The 24,828-nt window shown below is 54.3% G+C and carries 23 protein-coding genes and 3 pseudogenes; 5 read left to right on the top strand and 21 right to left on the bottom strand.

The genetic code is table 11. The features are described 5' to 3' along the window. From cas4 to EGD98_RS18895, 7 genes are all read right to left on the bottom strand, one after another. On the bottom strand, nucleotides 1-549 hold the full coding sequence (cas4, locus tag EGD98_RS18865) for a CRISPR-associated protein Cas4 (protein ID WP_220589903.1): 549 nt from the start codon (nucleotides 547-549) through the stop codon (nucleotides 1-3). Next, entirely contained in the window at nucleotides 546-3,173 is a 2,628-nt protein-coding gene (locus EGD98_RS18870; RefSeq protein ID WP_220589904.1) for a CRISPR-associated endonuclease Cas3'', read from the bottom strand. The genes cas4 and EGD98_RS18870 overlap by 4 nt, the downstream gene beginning before the upstream one ends. After that, nucleotides 3,173-3,970, bottom strand: a complete 798-nt coding sequence (gene cas5b, locus EGD98_RS18875; RefSeq protein WP_220589905.1) for a type I-B CRISPR-associated protein Cas5b — start codon at nucleotides 3,968-3,970, stop codon at nucleotides 3,173-3,175. The genes EGD98_RS18870 and cas5b overlap by 1 nt, the downstream gene beginning before the upstream one ends. Nucleotides 3,971-3,972: 2 nt before the next feature. Next, a complete protein-coding gene (gene cas7b, locus EGD98_RS18880) occupies nucleotides 3,973-5,055 on the bottom strand; it encodes a type I-B CRISPR-associated protein Cas7/Csh2 (RefSeq protein WP_220589906.1) in 1,083 nt (360 codons plus the stop codon). Between the two features lies 1 nt (nucleotide 5,056). Next, a complete protein-coding gene (cas8b, locus tag EGD98_RS18885) occupies nucleotides 5,057-7,219 on the bottom strand; it encodes a type I-B CRISPR-associated protein Cas8b/Csh1 (protein WP_220589907.1) in 2,163 nt (720 codons plus the stop codon). Next, nucleotides 7,206-8,012, bottom strand: coding sequence for a CRISPR-associated endoribonuclease Cas6 (gene cas6 / locus EGD98_RS18890; protein ID WP_220589908.1), 807 nt, complete (start codon nucleotides 8,010-8,012; stop codon nucleotides 7,206-7,208). Before cas6 ends, cas8b begins: the two co-directional genes overlap by 14 nt. A 571-nt stretch (nucleotides 8,013-8,583) precedes the next feature. Beyond that, nucleotides 8,584-9,132: a hypothetical protein gene (locus EGD98_RS18895; protein WP_220589909.1), complete on the bottom strand. Its 549-nt coding sequence runs from the start codon at nucleotides 9,130-9,132 to the stop codon at nucleotides 8,584-8,586. Nucleotides 9,133-9,579: 447 nt separating this feature from the next. On the opposite strand from EGD98_RS18895, the gene EGD98_RS18900 reads away from it, so the two are divergent. Beyond that, a complete protein-coding gene (locus EGD98_RS18900; protein ID WP_220589910.1) occupies nucleotides 9,580-10,191 on the top strand; it encodes a CAP domain-containing protein in 612 nt (203 codons plus the stop codon). An 839-nt stretch (nucleotides 10,192-11,030) separates the two neighbouring features. Here EGD98_RS18900 and EGD98_RS18905 read toward each other — a convergent pair. From EGD98_RS18905 to EGD98_RS18925, 5 genes are all read right to left on the bottom strand, one after another. Beyond that, on the bottom strand, nucleotides 11,031-11,330 hold the full coding sequence (locus EGD98_RS18905) for a DUF3006 domain-containing protein (RefSeq protein ID WP_220589911.1): 300 nt from the start codon (nucleotides 11,328-11,330) through the stop codon (nucleotides 11,031-11,033). Continuing rightward, on the bottom strand, nucleotides 11,330-12,682 hold the full coding sequence (locus tag EGD98_RS18910) for a lamin tail domain-containing protein (RefSeq protein ID WP_236039636.1): 1,353 nt from the start codon (nucleotides 12,680-12,682) through the stop codon (nucleotides 11,330-11,332). The genes EGD98_RS18905 and EGD98_RS18910 overlap by 1 nt, the downstream gene beginning before the upstream one ends. Nucleotides 12,683-12,856: 174 nt before the next feature. Next, on the bottom strand, nucleotides 12,857-13,552 hold the full coding sequence (locus tag EGD98_RS18915) for a hypothetical protein (protein WP_220589913.1): 696 nt from the start codon (nucleotides 13,550-13,552) through the stop codon (nucleotides 12,857-12,859). Nucleotides 13,553-13,637: 85 nt separating this feature from the next. Continuing rightward, the gene (locus EGD98_RS18920; RefSeq protein WP_220589914.1) at nucleotides 13,638-13,874 is read right to left on the bottom strand and encodes a DNA cytosine methyltransferase; all 237 of its coding nucleotides are present in this window, start codon (nucleotides 13,872-13,874) and stop codon (nucleotides 13,638-13,640) included. Between the two features lie 96 nt (nucleotides 13,875-13,970). Further along, nucleotides 13,971-14,630, bottom strand: coding sequence for an outer membrane protein assembly factor BamB family protein (locus EGD98_RS18925; RefSeq protein WP_328763344.1), 660 nt, complete (start codon nucleotides 14,628-14,630; stop codon nucleotides 13,971-13,973). On the opposite strand from EGD98_RS18925, the gene EGD98_RS18930 reads away from it, so the two are divergent. Beyond that, on the top strand, nucleotides 14,572-15,171 hold the full coding sequence (locus EGD98_RS18930) for a CAP domain-containing protein (protein ID WP_220589916.1): 600 nt from the start codon (nucleotides 14,572-14,574) through the stop codon (nucleotides 15,169-15,171). The genes EGD98_RS18925 and EGD98_RS18930 overlap by 59 nt on opposite strands. Before the next feature lie 1,087 nt (nucleotides 15,172-16,258). Here EGD98_RS18930 and EGD98_RS18935 read toward each other — a convergent pair. Further along, nucleotides 16,259-16,900 (bottom strand): hypothetical protein, encoded by a 642-nt coding sequence (locus EGD98_RS18935; protein WP_220589917.1) that lies wholly within the window; start codon nucleotides 16,898-16,900, stop codon nucleotides 16,259-16,261. Between the two features lie 2 nt (nucleotides 16,901-16,902). Then, nucleotides 16,903-17,757 carry a hypothetical protein gene (locus EGD98_RS18940; protein ID WP_220589918.1) on the bottom strand — a complete coding sequence of 285 codons (855 nt, stop codon included), beginning with the start codon at nucleotides 17,755-17,757 and terminating at the stop codon, nucleotides 16,903-16,905. Between the two features lie 871 nt (nucleotides 17,758-18,628). Between EGD98_RS18940 and EGD98_RS18945 the strand changes: the two are divergent. Further along, nucleotides 18,629-18,826: pseudogene (locus EGD98_RS18945) on the top strand (restriction endonuclease); the annotation flags it as partial. A gap of 44 nt (nucleotides 18,827-18,870) precedes the next feature. Here EGD98_RS18945 and EGD98_RS21345 read toward each other — a convergent pair. Together EGD98_RS21345 and EGD98_RS20900 are read right to left on the bottom strand one after the other, a co-directional pair. Continuing rightward, a pseudogene (locus tag EGD98_RS21345) lies at nucleotides 18,871-18,996 on the bottom strand (DNA cytosine methyltransferase); the annotation flags it as partial. Continuing rightward, nucleotides 18,936-19,079, bottom strand: coding sequence for a hypothetical protein (locus EGD98_RS20900; RefSeq protein WP_236039639.1), 144 nt, complete (start codon nucleotides 19,077-19,079; stop codon nucleotides 18,936-18,938). The gene EGD98_RS20900 and the pseudogene EGD98_RS21345, both read right to left, overlap by 61 nt. A 114-nt stretch (nucleotides 19,080-19,193) precedes the next feature. On the opposite strand from EGD98_RS20900, the pseudogene EGD98_RS18955 reads away from it, so the two are divergent. Beyond that, nucleotides 19,194-19,819 (top strand): annotated as a pseudogene (locus EGD98_RS18955) (IS607 family transposase). Beyond that, nucleotides 19,812-21,533, top strand: coding sequence for a zinc ribbon domain-containing protein (locus tag EGD98_RS18960; RefSeq protein ID WP_220589920.1), 1,722 nt, complete (start codon nucleotides 19,812-19,814; stop codon nucleotides 21,531-21,533). Before EGD98_RS18955 ends, EGD98_RS18960 begins: the two are co-directional and overlap by 8 nt. On the opposite strand, the gene EGD98_RS18965 is transcribed toward EGD98_RS18960, so the two are convergent. The 5 genes from EGD98_RS18965 to EGD98_RS18985 form a co-directional block, all read right to left on the bottom strand. Next, nucleotides 21,517-21,867: a DNA cytosine methyltransferase gene (locus EGD98_RS18965; protein WP_220589921.1), complete on the bottom strand. Its 351-nt coding sequence runs from the start codon at nucleotides 21,865-21,867 to the stop codon at nucleotides 21,517-21,519. The genes EGD98_RS18960 and EGD98_RS18965 overlap by 17 nt on opposite strands. Nucleotides 21,868-22,043: 176 nt before the next feature. After that, a complete protein-coding gene (locus EGD98_RS18970) occupies nucleotides 22,044-22,298 on the bottom strand; it encodes a hypothetical protein (protein WP_220589922.1) in 255 nt (84 codons plus the stop codon). Between the two features lie 212 nt (nucleotides 22,299-22,510). After that, entirely contained in the window at nucleotides 22,511-23,113 is a 603-nt protein-coding gene (locus EGD98_RS18975; RefSeq protein ID WP_220589923.1) for a hypothetical protein, read from the bottom strand. Between the two features lie 68 nt (nucleotides 23,114-23,181). Next, nucleotides 23,182-23,406 carry a hypothetical protein gene (locus EGD98_RS18980; protein ID WP_220589924.1) on the bottom strand — a complete coding sequence of 75 codons (225 nt, stop codon included), beginning with the start codon at nucleotides 23,404-23,406 and terminating at the stop codon, nucleotides 23,182-23,184. A gap of 355 nt (nucleotides 23,407-23,761) precedes the next feature. Next, the gene (locus EGD98_RS18985) at nucleotides 23,762-24,685 is read right to left on the bottom strand and encodes an excalibur calcium-binding domain-containing protein (RefSeq protein WP_220589925.1); all 924 of its coding nucleotides are present in this window, start codon (nucleotides 24,683-24,685) and stop codon (nucleotides 23,762-23,764) included. Nucleotides 24,686-24,828 lie beyond the last annotated feature (143 nt).

The raw sequence follows: 24,828 nt of genomic DNA on the forward strand, positions 1-24,828 counted from the left end.
TTAACACCAACAGAAGTCGTGGTACGCACACGAATCGCAGAACGGTTTCTCCTCTGCCGGCGGCGGCGAGGACTGGCTGACAATCTCATGGATGCCACCAATCGCGGTTTCGACCTTGTCCTTTCGCTCCGCTGTAAGTACAACCGGCTCGCGTTTTCGCTCCCGTGGGTGAGCCAAGACGCCGTCTCGCTGGATATCGGCGACGCGGTCGAGATACCAGAGGTAGTACGACAGCTGCATCTCGGCCGGTTCGGTGAGAGTCGAGGAGGGTTTGACCTCAACGACGCGGCCGTCGTCTAGCAAATCAAGTGATATCATTCCGAGATTGAGGTTCTCGCGTTTGTCACTGTAGGCCGTCTCGTCGACGCGGGTGCCACGGACAACAGTAGCGTTCTCACGGTCGATTTCGAGGTTTCGACTTTCGAACCAGAGTTCGCGTTCGCAGACGTAGTAGTACTGGACCATCACGCCAGTCACGCGAAACGGCTCGTCGACCGGCTCACCGCGAGCGGTTGCGAGGAGGCGGTCGACTGGATCAGCGGCAGTCATAAAATCCGCCTCTCAGCAGTGCTATCCGGGATTACGAATCCTGTATTCTCATCGAAATACTCACTCAATCCATGTTTACGAACATCAAGACATAGCACGTCCGTGTCAGAGTGGACTGGATTCAGCTGACCGAGCTTGTCTCTTTTATCAGACTCGCCGTGGTAGATAGGAATCGACACACGCGTCTCCTTGAGTTCATCCATCAGCCGACGGACGCGGTCGAACTCATAGAGGTTCCACGCTTCGCGTACCTGTTCTACCTGCTCCCGTTCGGCTACGGTTCGACAGATGATAATGTCCACTGCATTACGCTGATCGATCAGTGATAGCTCTCCGAGTTTGTCTCCGCGGACGTCGTCGACATACTCAGCGTACTCCTGTTTGCCGACATTCTTGTCTGTGTGTAGTGTTTTGTAGTATTCCCTGACTGCTGTACGGGCCACAGCGGTCTCGGAGAGTGGTTCATCTTCTTCACGAACTGCATCGAGGGTTTCCGCCGCGACAGGAAGAAGTGTCGCTCCTCGGTTGTAGACCGCTTCTGCAGGCGTCTTTTGCTGCTCCTCTGGTACGTCAAGCCACCAGACAATGACGCGTCCCTGTTCTCGCTCGAACGACCGGTTACAGCGACCGGCTGCCTGAACGATACTGTCGATTGGGGCCAGATCACGGTAGACACGGTCGAAGCTAATATCGACACCAGCTTCGATCAGCTGTGTCGAGACCGTGATGAGGCCATGTCCGTCGTCGGTGAGTTCCTTTGCGGTTTCAATCAGTTTGAGACGATCCACAGGACGGAGTCGTGTCGAGAGGTGGAGCACCGACCGGTCGCTCCGCTCTTCGACTCGGCTCGCAAGCGTCTTCGGATTGATGTCAGCTGTCGTTTCGACTTTGCTGAGTTCGTCAGCGTAGATATCTCCGACACTGGGTAGCAAGTCCGCATTGTCGGTGAGTTCGTCAAAGAGGGCCCGGGCACTATCGATTGTGTTACAGACTGCAAGCGTTGACCCACCGGAATCAACTGCAGTTAGCAGTTCTATTCCCGCATCGGCGTATGATTTCGGGGTTTCTTGCGTTTCGATATACCTCTCGGTCGACTCATCGAGTTCGTACTGTACGCGCTCGGTCGCCTCAAAGTAGACATCAGGATCGTTGACGAGCTCAGTCACGTCCTCTCCTCTCTCGGTTGCTTCATCGAACAGCTGTGGCTGAGTTGCGGTCATAGCAATAACCGTTGCGCCGTACTGTTCGGTCAGTATTGCAACGAGCCGGGGGACGAGCTTCCACCAGTCGAGTGGCAAGCTCTGTGGCTCATCAAGGATGACCACGCTATTTCGGAGAGCGGGAATCTTCATCGACTGCTTGTTAGCTGGCCCAGCAAGACTCTCGAACAACTGCACGAACGTCGTGACTGTGAGGCCGGCCCGCCAACTTTCGGCGAGCATCCCGGCGACATCGTCGTTCTTGTCCGCATCGTCAGCGTCTATATCGTCGTCGACGATCTTGGTTTCTGAAAGGTGGTGGTGAGCACTAAGTAATCGTCCGAATGTGTCAGCCTCGTAGATGTCTTCAACCTCATCGACGACCTGATCGATGATACTGGTAAACGGAAGTGCGTAGACGACCCTCTCGCCATCAAGTTCGTCACGAACCGTCTGTGCGGCCGACAACCCGGAGAGCGTCTTTCCCATTCCCGTTGGCAGGGTAAGTGTCGCTACGCCCCCGCCAGCTTCGGCAAACTCTTTCGCGTTCTCTACGACAGCGGACCGTGCACGTGAACGATAGTGGTTGAGTCGTTCCGTTCTAGAACCGTCCGAGTCAGCGGGCGAAGACGCTTCGAGTTCTGCCACGTATTCGTCCAACACCTGGAACGACGGCTGCTTTGCTTCGTAGGTCGAATCCGAGTCAGTCTCCTCACTACGACTTGCTGCACTCGTCTTGTCTGCAAGCACAAGCGATCCCCATATTTCGAGGGCTAGTCCATAACAAGACTCTGACAACGACTCTCGATTGATTGTCGTTCCACTCTCCGTGGCAACAGCACCGGCGATTTCATCGAGGAGGTCTTTGTATGAGTGGCGAAATCCGTCCCACGAACCATCGCTATCAGTGGCATCATCGAAAATATCGGCCGCCAGCTCCGAAACGTGTTCTTCGATATCGTTGAGCTGCATAGCGATTGCTGCCTGTAGCTGTTCATCGTTGGTCTGTGCCCCTCCACTTGAGTTCTCTGAGTTGTACGCACGATTATAGATGTACTGCGTCACATCGGGAAGTTGCCCATGATGTTTGGCGACTGCGACGAAGCCAGCCAGACAGGTCTCTGTTTCAAACCCCTGTGCGTCGAGGGCATAGTACCCACCGAACGACCCGATTGGGGCATGATATCGACACGGCTTGTGCTCGGGTTCGGTGCCATGTCTAAGGTACTCCTGAAAGAAGGTCGTTGCTTTCCCGAAGTCGTGAACGTAGGCGAGCGTCTCAACGACCTGCTGTAGCGACTCATCATCAGATGTTGTCGCTTCATCGGGAACGATTTCGCTGGCCCGTCGGGCAACATCATCCAGATGATTGTGAAGATAAACACCCTCGTAGCCGTCTTCGGGTGGATGAGAGTATACAGGCATCAAACAAACACCACGGTTCGACCGTCGACACTGACTGCTGTCGTGTCTCGCACCTCAAGCGAATCAGCGTCGGGATTGTAGGCGTAGTTTGTGAATCCCGTTGTCGTACGACCACCGGCATCAGAATCCATGAACGCGGGTGACTCCTCAATCTGACAGCGTGTTCCTGAATCCAGAACGATATTGTCAACGGCATTCGGGACAGCTGAATCAATTTCCACAGTATCGGTCTGTGGTCCGTCCCCAACATCGAATTCACCGTGATACTCGATGTCAGCGAGATGCTCCGAAAGGCCAAGACTCGGGACGTAGTGCGATTCGCCTGCGGCGAGCGTCTCGCGCAGTCCGGTATACCACTGCTCGTTGGCAAGTGCGACATCGATTCGATAAGCAGGATCAACCAGTACCTCGTAGTTATGTTGCTGCCGGAGCGTCGTCGGATCAGGTAGCTTGACGCTGATTTTTCCACGGCCGTTAAGCGACTGCAAGTCTCCCGCTGCAGTTGACAGCGTGTTCATCGGCATATTGACCGTCCTGATCTCTCGAACAGGTTCGATGGCGACTGCCGAACTATCGGGCGCGAACAGGTCGTAGTAGCCATCCCGTTCAATCCCGAGGACAGCTGCGAGGAGCCCAGCAACGGTAGTGCGGGGAATAATTCGATAGGTTTGCTTGACGATATTCCCCTCAATCCGTCGGAAGTGACCCCACGGGCCACGCACCGTAAACGAGAGACAGCGATCAGGCTGGCCGCCGTTTCGGTCGGCCGTCCAATCGTCCAGCGATTGTTGCGACATCGTTACGCCGTGTCGTCTTTACTCGGGAGTGTCGCGGTCTGTTCGTCGTAGATATCGATTTCCTCTACGGCATCCGTTCCGACAGCGTCTTCGAGAGCGTCCTGAAGTACCGATGGCCCGCCGAGTTCGCCATCGTAGGAGAGCTGGAGCACATCGCTGGCAACAACTCGAACACGTTCGATACGGTCACTCGCCCCGTCGAGTCGGTCTACGAGTCCTGTCACGTCGAGCGTGAGATCACGAACCGTTCTAAGTTCCTCGTCGGGTTTCGAATGTTCGTCATCGAGTTCGAGATCGCGGTCGAGGCCGCCGAGGTGGAAACTCTCGTCGGCGTATTCAACGCGACAGTAGAGTCGCGGTTCTTGCCCGACTTTGCTCCGACTGATAGTTTGGTTTTTGATCGCCCGCCAACAGAGCGTATCGAGTCGTTCGACATCCGCTGCGGTGAGGTTTGTATCGGCAGCACCGTGTTCGTCGACGAGTCCGTGGAACCGGATCAATCCGTATTGAATCCGGTGATCGTCGAGATCGAATCCACCCTGCTGTTTGTTTTCCTGCGTGGCGATTACGCTCGTCAGGCTATCGTACTCCTCGTTTTCGTTGACCGCGTGCATCGATTTGCCGGGTGAGAACTGGACTGGACCAGTAAAGTGGTCCGGCAGGTGTTTGGCGTATACCTCGTCAGTATCCACCGACATCGTCGCGCCGAAGTATCGTACGTCAACACTTTCGTTCAGGAACTCGCCGAAGATATCGTCGCGGAACACCTCGACTTCTTCGTCGTCATCGAGGTCGTAGTCGTCAGGCTCGACAGCCTTGAGGCGATCTTCGAGGAGCTGGCCGCGGGTGTACTGGTCGCCATCTTCCTGCACGTTTCGAATGTAAACGCCGTGACCGTCGTCGTCGAGCTGGTCGCGGAGATACCGCTTCAGGCGAACGTCGGTGACGATTGCCTGCTGGGTCTGTGGGTCGATTCGCGGCCGGTTGGCACCGGACAGCGGATTGCCGTTCGGGTTGGCATCGACGGCATCGTACAAGAAAACGATTTCTGAGCGGTTCGTCACGGGGTCAGCTGTGTCGGACATGTTAGTGTTCCTCCTCGGAAATTGAATCGTTAGCATCGGTTTCGTCTCGGTTCCACGGGTGGTCGTTCATCCCGTACGTCACGCCAAGAGCGTAGTAGAAGCGGAGATCGTCGGTTTCGATCTCCCACTCTTCCGGTTCAGGATTGAGAATCGTATCACGAAGCCGGTCGACGATGTGATCCGCCTTCGTGCCAGGGTAGTTCCCCTGTTGTTTCTTTTCCTGACGCGTGTAGGTCAGCGTCTTGGCGACGGTTTCCTGTGTCACCTTCTTGATTCGGGAGCGAGTGATCGATTTGACTGGGTACTGATCTACGAGTGTCGTCGACCGATCCTCGCTGTACTCCTGATAGCTGCCGATGTCGCCGACGAGCGCGCCAAGCAGGAACGCCCCCCTGCGTTGGCTCGTCACGGAGTCCGGGTCGTCGTCGTTAGCTGGCGACAATGCGGGTGTTTCGCTGATGAACGACTCGAGTTTCGGTGCGGCGGGGTGGCCCCCGTCCGCGATTGTGATTTCATCTAGTGATGGCATGGTGTCTCTATCATACTCCGGTTGCTGGGTAATCTGGTTTTTTGAAGGGTCGGTCGTCTGCAACAGCTTGAGATCGTCATCCGCAAGCACGCAGAGTTGAGCGAACTGACTGGCAACGAGGAACGAGGGGAATCCTTCGTGCTCACTGTCATCGGTCTGTTCGTCAATAATCCGGTTCACGTACTCTTCGAGCAGCACATCGACAGCTACCGCTTCACCACTCAACACGCTGATGAGAGCTTCGATTCGCGGATCGTCAGCATCAGCGTCGTCGTCATCACGTTCGGCGAAGGTCTGTCTGAAATACCAGCCAGTCGAGACTGTGTGTAACTGCCCGTCGTTCGTTTCAAGCAGTCCCCAGTTTTGGTTAGTTGGGAGTGGTGCTGTCCAGTCCGTGTAGTGGTCCCTATTGAACGCCGAGACGGTTTGGACGAACTCGTTGTGCGTGATTGCGAGTTGCTTCGGATAGTGGAGCCGGCCGTTCAGCGTCTCGCCAAACACGTCGTATCGAGACATCTGATGCGGCATCACGGCCGATACGTAGAACCGGAAATCCTGCTCTTGAAGGGTTTTTCGCCGTTCTTCTCTATACGCGTCCTCGATTGGTGTCGTCTCTTCGTCTTCGACAGTCCGATAGAGCAATTCGTATAATCGATAAACCTTCTCAGGAGCCAGTCGACCGAATACGTATGGAAGGTAGTATACCTTCGCGCCGAACGTCCGATAGGTACAGGCCTCAACGAACGTGTCGGCGTTCATTACTGTGATTGCGGCATCCTCTGAAATCGGATGTGACCGCCACGCCTCTTCGATGTTGAGTCCAGGGAACTTCTCAAGTTGCTTGCCGAGAAAGTAATTTTGCGGGTCTTCGGACGTACCAACGGTTCGAGCTGGCGAGCCCGTGACGAGATCAGTCGCGTCCCCGGATGAGTCATCCGCCTTGTTTTTGGTGACGAGTTTCGAGAGTTTCCGCTGCCGCATGGCCTCACGGAACACGTCTATGTCACCGGGCCACTGGTACTCGCCATCAGGTTCCGTTTTCACCTGCACAGTCAGCAGCGCGGTTGTCGACTCACCACCCAGTTTTCGTGCGAGCGTGTCTGCAATCGTGTCCAGTGCAGCCTCGTTTTCGCTGAGTTCAGCAAGCCGTTCGATAATCCAACCTTCAGGATGTTCCCCGGCTGCTTCGGTGACCACATCGTCAGTGGCCCATTTGGTGAGCCGTTCTTTCGCATAGCGGGCTAGTTTCTCCGGATCGCTGTTTCGCCCAGCCTGATGTGTCACACTGTGATCAATTCCGCGAGCGGCCGGATACTTACAGTGACCGACCTGTTGAATCAGGTCGCCAGTGTATCTCGTCACCTGTACCGAGCCGAGTTTGTCATCAGCCAGTCGCGGGTCATCACCGGACACGTCAACCCGAACCACAATTAAGCTACTATCAGTGTCAACGAGATCACCAGCAGCGTCGGGTGTGAGATACGGAGCATACTCGCCGCCGCCTGTCGTAGCTAGCGTATAGAGTTTCCCATAGAGGTACTGGAGATCACGTAACGAGCCGATTGGCGACTCCGGAAGCTCTGCTTCCAATTCATCGGGCGGGTACTTCTCGCGGAACGTGTCAGGTGAAAGCATCTCTACCCTCCAGTTCGCTCTTGCCCGGCGGCGTTTTGTCCGTGATATTCACGAACCCAAGCCCCAGCGAATTCCGCTCACCGAGTCCGCAGTCCAGCGCGAGGTTTAGGTGTCGACGGTGGTGATCGTCCTGCACCGTATACTCGAACTTCCACTTGCTCAGGACGTAGGTCATCTCCTGACCCTCGGTAACGGTCACCGGAACGGCGAAGGTCTTGATGAGTTCGTAGCCGTCGAACAGATCGCCGTCGACATCGCTCGGCCCAGGCAGGTGGTCGTGGGCGAAGCGGTCATGTTTCTGATCGAGATTGTCCTCCAACTGCTTCCGGAGCGGTGCCATCGAATGCTTCGGGCGCCAGAACACGGCGGTTTCGCCACCGGGATGGTCGATACCGTACTCCTCGCATCTCCACGGTGGAATCCGAACCAGGAGGCCGGTCCCGGTTTCAATCGTCCCGCGTGTGCCGGGTTCGCCGACATCGGGGGATAGCGACGTGATATCGTCGACGTAAAACGGCATTTCGCCGATATTCAGTTCCGGTTCCTCGAGCAAGTCAGCAGCGACCTGTGCCAGTAACTCTTCTTCCGGCGAAGCAACCAACAGCTTCCGGTCATCCCCTGCTTCCATATCATGGGGAGGAAACGGATTGGAGTAAGCGAACCCTGGAGGCTCGCCGTCGTCGTGACGTCGATCGTACTTGGTGTCGGCGAGCGCGTCCCAGAGTCGGCCACGAAGCTTGTGATGGTAATCGTTCTGATAGGCTGTATCCGCGCGTGCCGACAAATGGGCCATTACACGCACCCTGGTGACTCACCTTTGCATATCATACAATCCGAATCATAATATCAGCATACAAAAAACACAGGTTGTGAAATGTTTATGATATTTTAGCAGTCGGATGCAATTAGAGGTGATACAGGTGGTCGTGATTATCGCCGTAATCACGACCAATAGCCACTGGCGTCGGTAACACACAGCCCAACCGCCATTCCGCAAATCCATACCCAGCCCACCGCATATCCGACCCCAAGCCACAACCCAACGAGGCACCCAAGAACTGCCACCTCACCAGCTGGCACGAGACCAGTGTACTGCCCTGGCGTGTCCACCACGACGCCCATCCAAGTAACTTAGTATCGTAGAATCGTGTCCCAATATGGAGACAAAGAGCGACCGCTCGTGGAATGCGTGCGAGAACTACTCTATGACCCGCCCCTTGCACGGGAGGCTACCGATGACAGTCTCCGGAAGATGCCCCTGTCCCCAACAGGGTGAACTTTCGAGAGATCGTAGTACCAGGCGGAGAGCGCCTGCAGAGACGCCACTAACGAGATTCTGGCCTACGTAGACCTGCTACACTAACTTACGAGATATCCGCCGGCAGGTGGAAATCTACGTTGCCCGCCATGAGCAATGGCTCCAAGTATTCAATCGCCTGTTCACGGTTGTTGAACTGTAGGGACACCTCAGGGGTAGGACCCGACGCTGGTCGGGTCATCTCTTCGTCAGCTTGCGACGAATCCTCAATGTATTCAACTCTAACCTCCCAATCAAGATTTCTGAATCGTTCGTCATCGATTGGTGCATCAGAGAAGACAACGGGGAGATCTGGATTGGCGGGATAGGAATCGTGCGGAGGTTCAACCTCTCCTTCAGCAACCATGGCAGCAAAGATGAGCATCTGAATATATTCTGGCGGTATGCCCCAGAGGTTTCTATCGTACTCCTCACGGAGCTTCTCGGCGGTCACAGGCGACTCCTCCGCTGGTACCTGTTCGATGATGGGCTCGATTACAATTCGGGCATTTGTGCCATCGTTCTCGTACATCAGAACCGGTGGTTTCATTCTGAACGTCCCTACTTCGCCCTCCTGCTCGTATTGCCTCCAGTGCCCGGGATAGTCGATATTCATTTTGTTCTGAGCGACACCCTTCAAAGATGAAAAATTCTATTACTACTAATTTCCCCCACTGTACAGTTTGACCACTATACATCCCGAGCGAGCGCCCGAGTGCCGGCTGGTGAACGCCCAGCAGCCACGCCACCCCGAAATAAAAGGCACGTAGTGCCCGTCCTCGGTCCGTCCAGCGGAGACGTGAGTGAGGGGTCAGCAAAAGAGACGATTCCCACGCGTCAAAGAACAACTGTGACGGGCGTACTCTGCCAGTGAATGGACAGCTAACGCTCCCGGGCACCGACTCCCTGAACTCGTCCGATACTGTACCACACCCCGCTCGCATTGACTGCCGTAGTATCTCTGAGCCAGACGTGTTCCGTCTCTTCGCTCCACATCGACGGAAGATGGCTGCAACTCTCACATGGCATCAGCTAATTACCAGTTGAAACATAACAAGAGGTGATGCACAGACGGGAAGTACTAGCCGGGCTTGGAAGCGTGTTCACGATAGCCGGCGCGGGATGTGCAGGGAACGACAACCCCGTCGACGGCACCGCTCCAAACAGCCAGCAGCCCGAGTCAGAGTCCCAACAGAACGCGGCCGGCGTCAATACCACCAACGTGGAACGGCTCGTCCATCAGGAGATCAACGAGCGACGGACTGCGAACGGCCTCGAGCCGATCGCCTACGACCCAGCGCTGGCCAGTATCGCCGAAGACCACAGCCAGGACATGATCGACCGGAACTTCTTCGCCCACGAGAATCCCGACGGCGACGATTTCGCCGACCGGTACGACCAGGCCGGCTACGACTGTCGAGTCGCCACCGGCGGTGGGACGTACGCGACCGGTGGGGAGAACATCGCTCAGACATGGTGGGACGAACAGATTTCGACCACCCAGGGCTCGGTCAGATACGACACGGAAGCCGAACTCGCCGCGGGCATCGTCAATCAGTGGGTGAACTCCACCGGCCATCGCGAGAATATCCTCACCGACCACTGGGAATCGGAGGGCATCGGTATCGCGTTCACCGACGATGACGAAGTCCTCGTGACGCAGAACTTCTGTTGAGCGGGCAAAGCAACCACCCCGAATTCGCGATAGCGCTCAATACCGGGAGACAGACTGAGTTGCTGGCTGCCGACTGCATCAAACTCATACAGTCCTTGAGGCAACGCAAGTCGGAGGCACTGTACACCCATATACCAGACTGTGGGACTGTCTACGAAGCAGTTAGAGTGCGTAGATCGTCAACCCAAGAAGAAGGAGAAGAAGAATACCGGCGTAGAACCAGTGGTTACTCCCTTCGGACGCCGGCTGCAGCGGAGAGCTCGTAGCCTCACGGACGTTCGAGATTGTTTCAACATCGTCGTCGGGGCGCGTGTACTGTTCGGCTTCCTTGTCCCAAGCTGATTGTTCGCCGACCGTTGTGAAGCCCTCAGTGCCACAGACCTTGCACTGTTCGGGCTCGTCTGTATGTTTCTGCTTGCACTTTTCGCAATACTACACTACTTTTTGCGGGGCTGGCTCAGCAGGAGATCGACTCGACTGTGTCTGTGTCGATGGGGTGTCCGCCTCACGAAATTGTGTGAGAACAGTGTGACCACACGCGGAGCACTTGGAGGGGTTCGACTTGTAGGTCGCGCCACAGCTGTTGCACTCCCACTTGTCGCTCCCAAATAACCCCATCTCTGTCAACTAGTAACGAGGAGTAGTGTCTTAGTATTAGGTGGCAATCGAGTACCCGTACCCACCTCTGTGGGTTAATCTCCTGCCCCCATCTGTCCACCCTGCGGTCCAATCTTCGGCGGTGGCGGTTGCACCCCGTCCCGAATGAGCGCCCAAGTGTCGGATGGGTGAACGGCGGGCAGCCACTGCCCCTGTGTAACTGGCCACCCAACCGATAGACCTTATTCGTCCTTGTCTGATGGCGGCCGTTCGGAGAGGCGGTCGAACCGGTCCTGCGCCTGCTCACGCCGCGTCGATGTCAGCTCGGCGTCGTAGTCCCACTCGACCAACTCTCCATCGGCCACAGTGACCGACAACACCGCATCAGCATGCTGTCCATCGTCGGGCAGTGCCGTCGCATCGATGACTGCATTCCCGACCTCGTCGCCATCGTCCTCCAAGAACACCGTCGCCAGCCCGTCCTCGATTGAATCGACGACAGCGGTGTAAGTTCCATCAGCCAAGTCAACATGCGCAGTCATCAGTAAGTCTCCTCCAGGATGGTATCGCCCTCGCTGTTCCGGACGATGACGGTATCGCCGCCGTTGTTCCAGACCGGCGAGCCATAGCCCCAGTACAATTCGGTCTCCGTGTCCGTCCCGTTGCCCGTGTACAGCGTCACGCTGTCGCCGGCAGCCAGCGTGTAACCATCGGGGAACTCGTAGGTCTTGCCAGCCTCGTCGGCGACCGTCCAGCCCGAGAGATCGAGCATAGCGTCACCATCGTTTCGGAACACTACAAATTCGCCGTTGAGATTCTCCCTGTCGTCACCCTCCGCATCGGCGTTGATATCCGCTACCACCAGCTCCCCACCGCCGCCATCCGTGGCCACTGGCTCGGTCACAGTCCCAGACGCAGCACCGATCCGGTCGCGTTCGACCACCTCATCACCAGTGCCTGGCTCGATTGGCTCCCCATCTCGAAGCGTGGACGGGTCTGTGGGAGCGCCCTGTTGTGTCTGGACCGAGACGGCAGTCCCGTTGCTGACGAACACGATGTCACCGTGGGTCGCCGTCCAGTAGGTCGGAATCGACCGCGTCGCAAGTCGATCAAGTACGTCCTCGGTCGGGTGGCCGTACTGGGAGTCATAGGCACTGGAGACGACGACCGCCTGCGGATCAACAGCGTCCAACAGCGCCTCACTGGTCGAACTCGACGATCCGTGATGGCCGGCCTTCAGCACGGTTGCGTTGAGCTGAGTACCATACTCCTCGACGAGATAGGCTTCCTGATCATCCTCGGCATCCCCAGTCAGGAGGAAGCTCGTCTCGCCGTAGCTGAGCCGGAGCACGATGCTGTTCTCGTTGCGCGCCTCGCTCTCGAGATACGGGTCCGGTGGCCCGAGCACCTGGACGTCCACGCCCTCGAACTGGATACTGTCTCCCTCACGCGTCTCGTACAGCGTCACGTCGTGCTCCTCGACTTCATCGAGATAGCCCTCGTAGGTCTGCGTACTCGCTGCAATCCCCGGGTCGTAGATGGCACCGATACCGTCGGCCTCGGTCTCGTAGTAGTCGATGATCGCCGCGTTTCCGCCGATGTGATCAGCGTCGTTGTGCGAGACCACCAGATGGTCGATGCGAGTGATATTGTGGGACTGGAGATACTGTAACACGTACTCCCCATCATCGTTGTAGTGGCCCGTGTCGATCAGCATGGTCTCGTTCGACGGACTGACGACGAGCGTGCTCACCGACTGGCCGACGTTGATGTAGTGAACCTCGAGCGAGCTATTCCATTCAGTGATGGTTGTCGAATTCGTGTTAGCGGCCGAACCGTCGGGTTGAATGACGCCCGCACAACCGACGAGAACCACCAGACTGCAACAGACCATTAGAAGAAGTGGCCGAGACCGGAACATACTTGCCTAATACAGGCTGCTCGGATATACATTACGTGCCTAACAAGATCGTCGTACGCTAAGATAGCGGTCCTTGTCCGCGGAGATCAGTATCCTCAGCTGCCCAGGTTGACGGGCGCTCCCTGACCACGGTGTTCGTCTCGCTGGCTAGTAGAAGGAGTGATCGTCGAACGGGTCAAGGTTCGTCGACGTATCTTCCTCCGGTGCTGCTTCGATATACTCCGCCATCTCAGTGAGCTCCTCCGTCAGATGGTCGTGCATCGTTGCAATCCGCTCACGTTCTGCCGATGCAATCGGGTCACCATTGGCCTCTACTCGCTCCAGGAGCAAATGCGTCGAGTTGACGATACTCTGGGCAAGCACGAGTGCTTGCGATGGCGGGTGAATGAACTGACACAACTCGACGTCTCCCGAGTAGATATCGTAATCTAACCGCGGCAACTCCGTCTCGTCCGAGTAGCGAAAGCCACGGCGAAGCCCAGGCTGGGGGTTCTGCAATTCGTTAATCCGTTCAGATAAGACCAACTCGATAGGATCATCGAGACGGCTATACTCCGACCCCAGCGCCTTCAGGTCCTCAATCGGAGGTGTCTCATCCTCGTACTGCTCGGCGAGGTCACTGTAGAACGTCTCGACATCAATGACGATCAGTGCGATGGCCCGAAAGAGTCCATTTTCTGCCTCGCCAAAGGCACGAAGTTTCTCACGGACATCCTCGTACTCGCCGAGCAAGTGTGCCTCTCTGATATCGTCAAGGACACCGCGAACTTCTGCTTCACTGTCGTAGAATTGCTCGACCCACGCCCGGGGTGGCTCCGTCGTCTTGCCCTCTGTAGCAGCCATAGTACACTGTTGAGACGACATCAAAAGTGGGTTCCCCTGAGGCACGGAACCTGCTCCTCCAGTAACAATATGAGGCAAGCAGCGCTCAGTCGTCACCGGCCGTCGACGACCGAGCAGGAACGGACTGCTCGGCCGCTGGCTCCTGGTCGACGTAGTCGGTCAACGCTGGTTCGGAACTCGAGAGCAGACTCTCGACAAGCCGTTGGGCGAGTGTCACCGGCACCGCGTTCCCAATCTGACGCGTGGTCTCCGTCTTGTTGCCGCGGATCTCGTAATCGTCGGGGAAGCCCTGGGCCCGCTTGAGCTCTCGCGGCTGGAGCATTCTGTAGCGAATGTGCTACACAAGAGGAGCAAATTTAGACTAACGAGCGACTTGGCCTGTTGTGCGAATTTAGTTTGCTTGTGAGTCTAAATTGGCTCAAGAGAGAGCGTACACCGAACCGTCCCCACTCCCAATATAAATTGTCCCATCGGCAACTGCTGGTGACGAGATCACGAAGTTGTCCGTCTGATATGACCATTGTTCACTTCCATCGCTTGCCGACAGTCCGTACACTGAGTTGTCACCGCTCCCGATGTAGACTGTTCCACCCACTACTGCTGGTGACCCACTTACGTAGTCTCCTGTCTCATAGGTCCACTCCTCGCTCCCGTCACTTGCTGATAACGCGTAGACTGAACTGTCTATGCATCCAACGTAAACCATCCCGTCCACCACTGTTGGTGAAGAGTTCACAAAGTCACCAGTCTCATAGGACCAATACTCGCTCCCGTCACTGGCCGACAGTGCGTACACATAGCCGTCGCGACTTCCAACGTAGACAGTCCCATCGACCACTGCAGGCGTCGATTCAACCAATCCACCCGTCTGATACGACCATTGTTCACTTCCGGAATGTCCCGACTGCGGGTGGCGGCCCGGGCTACCTGGCCTGCGACTGCTCACCCATTGGCCAAATTGGAGCCAGCTTCGCCGTCGCACGAAGAGCTTGCTCACAACCATGATCAAACTCGGCGTAATGGCCGTGTTGGTGCTCGCTTTTGTCTCCTTCCAGTTCGGCACCGGTATCCTAGCCATCGACGACACGGTCAGCTCGATCGCTCCTAACAACCAGCAGCCCGAGTCACAGTCCCAACAGAACGCTGCTGGTGTCAATACCACGAACGTTGAACGGCTCGTCCATCAGGAAATCAACGAACGACGGACTGCGAATGATCTCGCGCCGATCACATACGATCCTACGCTGGCCAGTATCGCCGCCGACCACAGTGAGGATATGGTCGAACGTGATTTCTTCGCCCACGAGAATCCCGACGGCGACGATTTCGCCGACTGGTACGACCATGCCGGCTACGACTGTCGGGTCGCCACCGGCGACGGGACGTACGTGACCTGCGGGGAAAATATCGCCCAGACCTGGTGGGAAGAACAGATCACGACCGACCGAGGCACGGTTAGCTACCAAACTGAAGCCGAGCTCGCCGAGGGCATCGTTAATCAGTTGATGAATTCTACCGGCCATCGTGAGAAGATTCTTACAGAGTATTGGGAATCAGAGGGCATCGGTATCGCCTTCACCGACGACGACGAGGTTCTTGTGACACAGAACTTCTGTTGAGAGGGCAGAGTTATCCCAACGCATTTGCGATTGGGCTCGAGCTGGAAATACCGACTGAGTAGCCATCTGCCGACTGAATCAAAACTATGCAGTCCCTGGTGCTGCCCAACAGCTCGAAGCTAGAGGGGGCAACAGACCATCATAATAATTTGTTAGATTTTGACTGAATTTAGAGTTTAGATACTGTTCTCTGGATTAACACTACAGATATGACACATACTATAGAAAGGAGGTAGACACTATATTCAATAAATGGAGTTGTCCGAATAGCGCCGTCTGATACTTCGACAAAAAGCCCGCTGCTTTTTAAAAAATATAGTTCCACGGTATACAAGACACCCTTCCAAGTGACTGTATTTAATGCAAAAGCAAATATTGCAACTGTGTATCGGAGAACTATCTCCGATCTGTTCTTACTTAGTGAATCCGTGGATTCTGAATCTAATAATTCCCGATAGAGTGGGCCTGTTTTGATAAACCAATAAATGATAAATAAAAATAGTATCAGACTAGCCAATAAAACAGCAGAATTAGTAAGAAGTGCGAAGGTTCCACTAGTATTATTTAAATAACTCGTAAATAACTCCCCATTCACTAAGCTAACCAATTCAAAGTTTATGATAATCAATGATAATAGTATCAGAGATTGTAGAACAGTATTATCAATCCAAGACCGCAATGTCGTTCTATTTACATTCATCGCCGGATATCTAATGATGGGACTAACAAGTATTTTTTGGGTTTTGATATTCGATACCCGGAACGACGTGTTTTCTGATAGACGAGAGTAATCGTGTCACGGTTTCCTGCCCCAGTGAGGAACTTCGGGCCCGGTAGACTGCCTGATTGAATTGCTACCCTTCGTGTACATACAAGAAATGTGCGGAAATTGGTCAATGAACAAGATTTTATTTGCCATCTTTGGATATATAACCAGACATTCTCACCGAATTTCTTCGATTTCGGTCTGCTGATTTTGCCAGATTATAACTCAACCCTTTTGCGACGTTACATACTGCACCCCATAGTCTCGACCACCCTACTCGCTCTTAATCAAAAACCAAAAATAGTAAACAGTTTGACCGCCCTATGTCCAGGAAACGGTCACCGTTCCATATGATATATGACCGTCTGGGTAATTATCTGTATCATCGTCTGTAAATGCATCGGCTTCTGAAGATGAATAAAGCCTATCAGCGGTACCGGAAACGGTCACTGCAGTGGCGAACCTTAGAACGTCTCCATCGGATATGTCATCCGGTTCGACATAGAGCTCCGCCATTTCCCAGTCTTCGTAGGCGTCACTTCCACCATTTTTCTTGGAAGCCTGCACGTGCGTCTGGGAATCGTACCAATCAGATTTATCCGTAGTGAATTCTGGAGTGTCGTCATCTGCAACATAGGTCAGGAAAGTTATTTCACAAGTCCCAAGCCCAATCTGGTTGAGGAACCCTCTCCAAACAGGATCCATCTCAAGTTTAAGTGTTTGATCTGGCTCTCCATCTATTTCCAATAGCCTTCCTATTTGGCATGTAGCTCCACCACTTTCTGAAACTTGGAAAGTACACGCAGCCTCGGCTTGTTTTTCGTAGAAGTCGTACTGGGCTTTTGTTTTCTGTACCGGGATGCCTTTACGTTCATAGCCACCAAATGTGGCGTTGTCATACCATTCATACTCCTCTCCCGGTTCGATTTGATCTGGATTCGCTCGTGTGATATCTTGTCCCATTGTTAGTTACCTCCAACGTGCATTTCGTTGTTAATACGCTTCTCAATCTCAACGAACAAATCTGAACGGTTTTGTTGGACAATATACTTTTTACCGTCCCAATCGGTTAATTGTACATTATTTCCTGCCTCTCTATGTTCAACCGTTACTGTCTCTCCATTTGCCATCTTAAACTCAAGATTATCTTCGGAAGGAGTGATACTCTCTATCCTACCGTTCTTTTCAACTTTTTGCTTCAATTTGTCATTCAGAGTTTGGTTTGACCCCTTCGCAGAAATCCCCGGCGGCAAAGTTACATTCTTCGCGGCTAATTTTAGCGAGGATTCTTCAGTACCTTCGATAGTCGTTGAGACAGTTCCGGATTCAAACTCCCGATCTTTAGTTCCACAATGGGTTCTAAGGAATCCATTGTATAGTACGACATTATGCTCCCCACTGTTCTTCCATTCTATCGCTATACGGCAACTTCCCTCGGGGACACCTACTATTTGTGTAGAAGACAGTACTTCAGAATCATCCGATGACTCCTTTTCAATCAACAGCTCTCTGTTTTTCAGGTCTGCTGTAGCGATATAGGACTTGTCATCTGACTCTCCATAATGGATATTGATGACGTCCGTATCGTCAATCTGGAAAAACGCTTCTATCGTCTCGCCTTGACTCATGGTTGTGTCAAGGTCTTCTGAACTCTGATTTTCTCCGGTAATTGAATCAAAAACCACTTCTACATTGTTTTTAGAGCTCGACACGTTCCCTGAGCTACCACTGACTGTTCCAGTGAGGCTACCTGCAGCAATTAGCCCAGAGAGGCCTAGTGTAAATTCTCTCCTTTGAATCAGGTTATTATCGCGTGACATCAATTGTAGATAATAGTCGATAGAAATAAGTTTTATTGTTTGGATAAATTATTTATATGTATTTCTAGTTGATAAATAAGGCATTCAGAATTCTGATTTTCACGTGTGATTCATCGCTATACACAGTAGCAATCGTCAGACAAATTGCTAGGTGCGCGAATTTTACAGTTTGAGATGCTCTTCATCAAATCTTTCACCAGAGATATTAAGATTAGAAGCGCGCGGCCGCGTCTGGCGATTATACTTATAAGTATAGCGTCGAACGAATCCACTCTTGCCGAAGTTTTTCCGCCATATTTTACGGACCAACCGCTATCGAGTCAAATATATAGTAATTGCTCTTTGTGTTAACTCCATTCAATACGCTCCCAAATAGTTCGTCCCAAGTATGATTACTAGTTTTCTATCATATTAGAGGATAAAAATTTGGACTTCGTCATTATAGTAATTAAGCATAAAGAGGATACCGGTGGCCTTAGTAATTGGCTACATGACACGTGATACAGTCATTTCATGGAAGATGTTCGTACTTTTTCTCCTATTTCCTCCGCTAGCACTTCTTGCGATTGTTTTCTTTCCAATCACGCTCATTGTTCTTTTTTGGCTCTATCAGCGGGGAAAGAGACAGGTAATAGAAGAGCAATTCGATGAGAAAAGACAAACTGAGTGAGAAGACAGATTAATCATCTGAAGAGGCAATCTCCCTCAGAAATTCCAGGGTTACAGGTACATAGAGAAAGCAGCACAGGAATCCAGACCCAATCCCCCAAACTCTCAAACAATTTCGCGCCCACAACTCAGACCCCAGAATCAACACTAGCCGCCCGACAAGCCCATTTGTACCGTCAGTCGCGTTCCATCAACGAACCGCATGGATGTTCTAGATGACCTGTCCGGGTTCGATTTCGAGGAGCTGATAGAAGACATCTTCCGGAACCTCGGCTATGACAACATCCGACAAGCCGGGAAGTCAGCCGACGAAGGCCGGGATATCTTCATGGAAGAGGTCGTCGACAGGACACGCCGAGCCATCGTCGAGTGCAAGCACACTGACACCGGCGGGCGGCCGTCGCGAGTTGCCATGATGAACAGACGCTCTCGGGAGGTTGGGTCGCCGTAGTCGGCGGCGTTTAACACCTCCCAGTCGATGCTGTAGCCCAGCGAATGGAGGCTGTTGATCACTGGTCGAAGGTCTCGCCGTTCCGCGTCGGCTGGCCATCGTCGTCGATAGGTCCCCACGACCGAAATTCTGTGACGTTTTCGACGAGGACGTGTTCTGGGCGGAGCTTCTGGACCCAGGTGAGGAAGTCCCACGCGGGCATCCGTTTCTGTTCGTCGACGGGCTTCCCACCTCGGGCGGTCGACCAGTGGGTTGCGTAACTGTTACAAAATTCAATATTTATAAGTATTTGCCAGTAAAAAATAGTAACATCAGAATGCCACGGTCGTTCTCGGTTGGCGAGTTCGCCGATGAACTCGGTGTTCACGCCCAGACCGTGAAACGCTGGTTTCGTAACGACGACCTCGATTACACTCGCACACCAGGCGGTGAACGGCGGATTCCACATCGGGAACTCCGCCGACTTGCAGGCGACACTCGTTCAACAGACCGTGTTGCCCTCTACGGTCGCGTCTCAAGCCACGGCCAGAAAGACAATGGCGACCTCGACCGGCAACTCGACCGACTCACGGACTACGCTCACGACCACGGTTGGAGCGTCGAACACACCTACACCGACGTTGGCAGTGGCCTCAACGAAGACCGACGCGGCCTCAACTCCCTCCTCGATGACGTGCCAGACGCCGACTACGGCCGAGTTCTCGTCACCTACGAAGATAGGCTCACTCGCTTTGACTTCTCGTATCTTGAACGGTATTTCGACTGCTACGGTATCACCATCACCGTCATCGAAGACGAGACAGACAAATCAGCACAGGAAGACCTCGTTGATGACCTCATCAAGCTCGTCGCCAGCTTCAGCCGGAAACTCTACGGTATGCGCTCCTCGAAAAACAACAGGTCGTCAACGCCGTCGAGTCTGAGGTGAAACCCGATGAGTGACCACCTCTCGCTTCCAATCCGCTTGCCAGACGACGACGCCGACCGATTCGACCGACTGGCGACACTCACGCAACGAGTCGCCAATTATGTCCTCAAAGACCACTGGACGCCAACCCATCTCAACGGGATTGCTGACGCATCCCATCAAGCGTGGAAATACTTCGATGAACACGACCCGTTCGAAGAACTCGACCTGTATCTCCCCTCGCGGTTTCGACGGTGCATCTTGCAGAAAGTCGGTGAAACGCTCCGCAGTCACGCCGACCGCCAAGACGCCTTTCAGTCCATCCAGAGCCTGTTGCCCGACCACAAAATCCGACGCATTCACCGCCGACACATCAAAGATCAGCTCTGGGACGACGGTGACTACCTCTCGTCAGGCTACGTGGACATCCTCATCGACCAACTCAACAGCTACTACGACCGTCACGGCACGTATCCAGACACGTATCTTGGGATGCAAGACTGTCCCGAGTACGATAGCGGCGTCTTGCCGTTCTCTGCGGATGATGGGCCAACCAGTGGGCAAGCTGTCAAATATCAGTACGACAGCGACAACGAGACACTGACCATTCGCCTCAAAACACCGGACACACTATCGCCGGAGACACGAGGTGACTGGTCGTGGACGGAGTACGAGCGCGGCGGCTACGAAGCGTTTCATGACCTCCTCGCTCAGGGCGACCTGTCGGCTCCCGAGTTCCAGTCCTCCCGTCGCAAAACCGGTGACGCCTACTACGAACTCTCCTTCCCTGTCGAAGTCGAACAGACTGGAGCACGCGACGACATTGACTGCGTACTGGCACTCGACGCCGGGATGCGTAAAGACATGACTGGCGTGGTGGTCACTGACGGCGGCGAGCAACTATCCACGCCACATTTCATCCAGTTCACCGACCGTGACGGGATGCGACGACTTCACCGCGAACGAACCCGACTCAACGACCGCCTTGCCGCGTTGGGCCGTGATGGTCGCTCGCATACTGACGAGTTCGCGCACATCCAGAGCGAGTACGAGCGGGTAAACAGCAAACTCCAGCACAAGCGTGAGCAACTGACACACGACGTAGCCAACCAAGTCCTCGCACTTGCACTCGCCTACGACGTGGACACGATTGTTCACGAGGACTTGCGGTCGCTCTCCCCGCCGCGAGACGAAGGCGCGTTGTCGTGGGAGCTGTCGTCGTGGGCACGACGGGACATCATCGAGAACATCGAATACCGAGCGGAGAGTGTTGGTGTCGCTGTCGAGCGAGTGTATCCGCAGGGAACGAGCCGGTCGTGCCCGCGTTGTGGCGCGACTGGCCACACTTGCAAGTCGCCCGACCACCACGGGGAACTGTGGTGGGGCGGACACTTCCGGTGTGACAATACCCGGTGTGACTTCGAGGGCGACCGCGACTATATCGGGGCACTGAACGTGGCTCGCGTGTTCTTCAGCGACGGCGATACGCTAGACCACGGTTTCACGTCCTCCTACATGGGGGATTCCGAAACCGTGCTAGCTCGCCGTTCCGCTGGCACGCGGCTCACGTTCGGGTCTGGCATCGTCGCCTACAACCCCGAACAGGCAGCGGCGACCGCTGGTGGTGGGTCGGCTGTCATAGCGCCTGCCGTCGCCCTGCCCGAGTCGAACGCAGATGGTAGCGATGGACGTGGCCCAGTCGTCCAGCAGTGTACCCAATTCTTACGGTGTACTACTGAAAACTACTGAAAATTGGAACGGTACACTCGATACCGCCGGAGAGAATAGTCACCGTCGGGTCGCACTCGTCGAACACCTCGCGCGGGTTGACGTTCTGGATATCGTCGTGGAAGTGCCGGGCCCACGGGTGGTTCGCCGCGTGGGTCTCGATGGCTCGCTCCCAGTGGTTGACGCCCACCAGATCGATGGTCTCCTCCAGGACTGCACGTGTTGGCTGTGGGATAGTCATCGCGACGTCTTTCAACGCCTCAACCAGCCCCCACGAGAGGCCACCGGCGCCACAAAAGAGGTCCACTGCGCGAATGGTACGATTCGACTCCTCGGGGTGTGGATCACTCGACATGGGTGTCTGTCGGGACGTACTCTCTGGCACGTCCCCGCACCTACCAGGGGAGCAAAAAACGGCTCTAATAAACTACTCAGTCGGTGATAGGAGTCTATAGCCGTGCTGAATACAGAGGTATAGGCAGCAGACGACTTTTCAGCTCGTACCGGCAATCAGCAGACGACTAATCTGAATCACCAATTGTAGAGTTTGTCTTCTTCAGGGGGAAACTCCAACAATTCGATACCATATGGATATGGCTCTGAGATGATGGTTTCTGGTTCACGAATATGTCTCGATTCGAAGCCTGGAGGAGCTAATGATCCAATATATGCGCCTTCTGGATACTGTTCGAGAGGGTGTTTGTCAAGAATCTGTTTTATTCGATCCGCTGCGTCCTCGGGGAGTTCGTTCACATCTTCGTAGGCAACGATGTCAGTCCCGTCCATACTACCTGCGCGGAGGTGGACACGTGGTCGCACATCTTTAGAGTCTGTTCGAATAAATTCCACACGAACATTTGTCAGTGCCTGCACATAGTAGTTTGTAGGTCAATACTCCTTGATTGGCTATTGCAATATATACACCCTGTATTCAACACGCCATTTGTGTCAGATATTAAAATATTCCACAGTTCCAGAAATTTCGATACTGGCGTAACTTACCCGTCTTCGCTACCCTCGAGATTGTCCCTGATGTACTTGTGGAACGTCTCAGTAGAGTGGTCAAGGTCGTACTCGTCGACGAGATCGAGCGCAGCGAGTGCGACGCCGGCGTTTGCGAATCGGGATGTCAGCAGTTGCTGAAGATTTGAGACGGCCTGGTACGCTCGGTCCTCGTCGTCCCGGTCATCGCGAACGAGGAACGCCATCATCAGGCGCTTCCACTCCGACGCAGGCGCTTCGATAGCGAGATCCCACTTTGGGGCTTCCGTCGGACAGGACGACTGGCGCTCGTACACCGCCGCACTGTCAAGGTCACCCAAGAGCCGGTCGACGAAAGCGCCGCGCTCGATCGTGGGATAGTGCGTCCGGAACGTTGGGTTGACCAGACCCTCCCACTCGCTCTCCGACCCCAGCGTCGTCGTGAACGACAGCTGGACAGGCGTCGTTTCGATACAGGACATACTGGTCCCGACCTGCTGGCGCCGCTCTGCGACGCCCTCAGCCGTCACTGTTAGCGTCGGGAAGTCGGGACTCGTGGATTCGGACTTAGTTGCCTCGCGATGCGTGCTGTCGTCGCGGGAAGATGCATCTGTACTCATGGTTGCCTGGGACAGCGCCTGCTGCCCCGCACCCGCCTGGGGCCCAGAAAATGGCCGCTGTGTCTCGCTCAACAGCGACTGATCCACGCCGGCGCACAATCGTGGGTCTCACCATATATCGACCCCTCTGAATACTGGTCGTCGTCGGCCTCGACGCTGACGATGACTTCACCGCCACGTGCGGAGATGTCGGTCACTGTCCCAACCACGGTATCAAGCGGCCCCTGGCCGTCGCGCCAGTCTACCTCGACGTGGTCGCCGCGGTCGAACTCGTAGTCGTCGAATGTTGGCATCAATTGGTGCCTCCAGTCGTCAGCGGCGACAGAAATTAACCAACGTGTAGACTGTTTCGGCCTCAGCTGTTGGTTAAAGATTCCGAACCAAACACCGCAGATCAGTTCAGCAAGTAGGTCCGGCTCAATCCCGAACAGTCTGCTCCACGAGACTGGTCGATACAGGTCACGCACCTACCCCCTCCAGCGATTACTCTTCAGAAGTTTATCAGAAACACCGTGCAAGATACAGAGGGTATATTTTTGAGTAGTTGTCCGTGCCGAATCGGATCTTCGAGTCTTCCAAGATTCTACAGGCTGAGCAGGCCCAGTGCCTCGGGGCTTCCCCGAGGCGGTCACTGTGGCTTAGACGCGCTCAGGGGAGATGCTCGCATGCAATCCCGTCACCGTCGCCATCGAGACCATGCGCTCCACCAGAAGCTTCGTGGACACCTTGAGCGGCCGCCTGTGAGAAAAAGTCATCACAATTATAGTCACCACCAGTACCGGTGTTCGCCCGATCAGCCTGCACAGCCTCTTGTTTCCACTGTGGGGTGGTAATAGACGTGTCCTCACGCAGTTCAATCGTTAATGAGAATTGTGCTGCATTCCCGTCAACTGTGGTGTTGATCGTGAGATGCTTGATAAGACCATCGTCACGAACAACGATTTCCCCTGTGGTGTCGGTGGTCTGATTAGAAACAGAATACACGTGGAATGCATGATCATCGTTCCGCCGTGTCTCAACGTATTCTGGAGTTGTGTCAGTGAAGAAGTTATCATATAATGTAGGTTTGACAATTCGGAAGAACGAGGTATGATGGAACTCAGCGAACCCGTACTCGCTAAACTCACGATCAACGAAGTAATACGGCTGACGCTCGGTACCATCATGATTTACGCCGCCGTTTCGGACGTAACTGACTGTGCCCTCAGTGTACCATGTCTGGTTGGTGCTATCCCCGCTATCAAACGTATTGTTCTGGTGTAGGATTCGTTTTTTATCGGTGAGGTTACTTCGAACGGCTGAGTTTTCTTGGACCCACGAGTACTTGTCCGGGTCACGGATGTAGTAGTCGCCCGTGTAGCTTGCGTGAGCGATGTAGTCGTTGTGCCGGATAAGGTCCCAGTGATCGCCGAACAGGGCCGATACGTTCGTGATTTCTTGATCGCTCGTCCCGTTAGGAAACGCCACAGGCTCTTGATCGTGTTGCCCAGTTTCATTAGGAATAAATCCTGAACATCCAGCGAAAGTAAACAGGATAATAACGGGGAGAGTTACGATAAGCGTACGATTCATAGCATATAGCTATTAACTACAAACATCAAAGTGCCGAGTATGATTGAGTACGATTGGCGCCAGCGTCAATGAAGTGTTTATGACGGTCAAGCGTAGGGGGACGCCCTACTTCCCGCAGTATCCGGATCGCTACCACACGGATT

Origin of the sequence: Haloarcula salinisoli, assembly GCF_019599405.1 — an archaeon.
Taxonomy (GTDB): domain Archaea; phylum Halobacteriota; class Halobacteria; order Halobacteriales; family Haloarculaceae; genus Haloarcula; species Haloarcula salinisoli.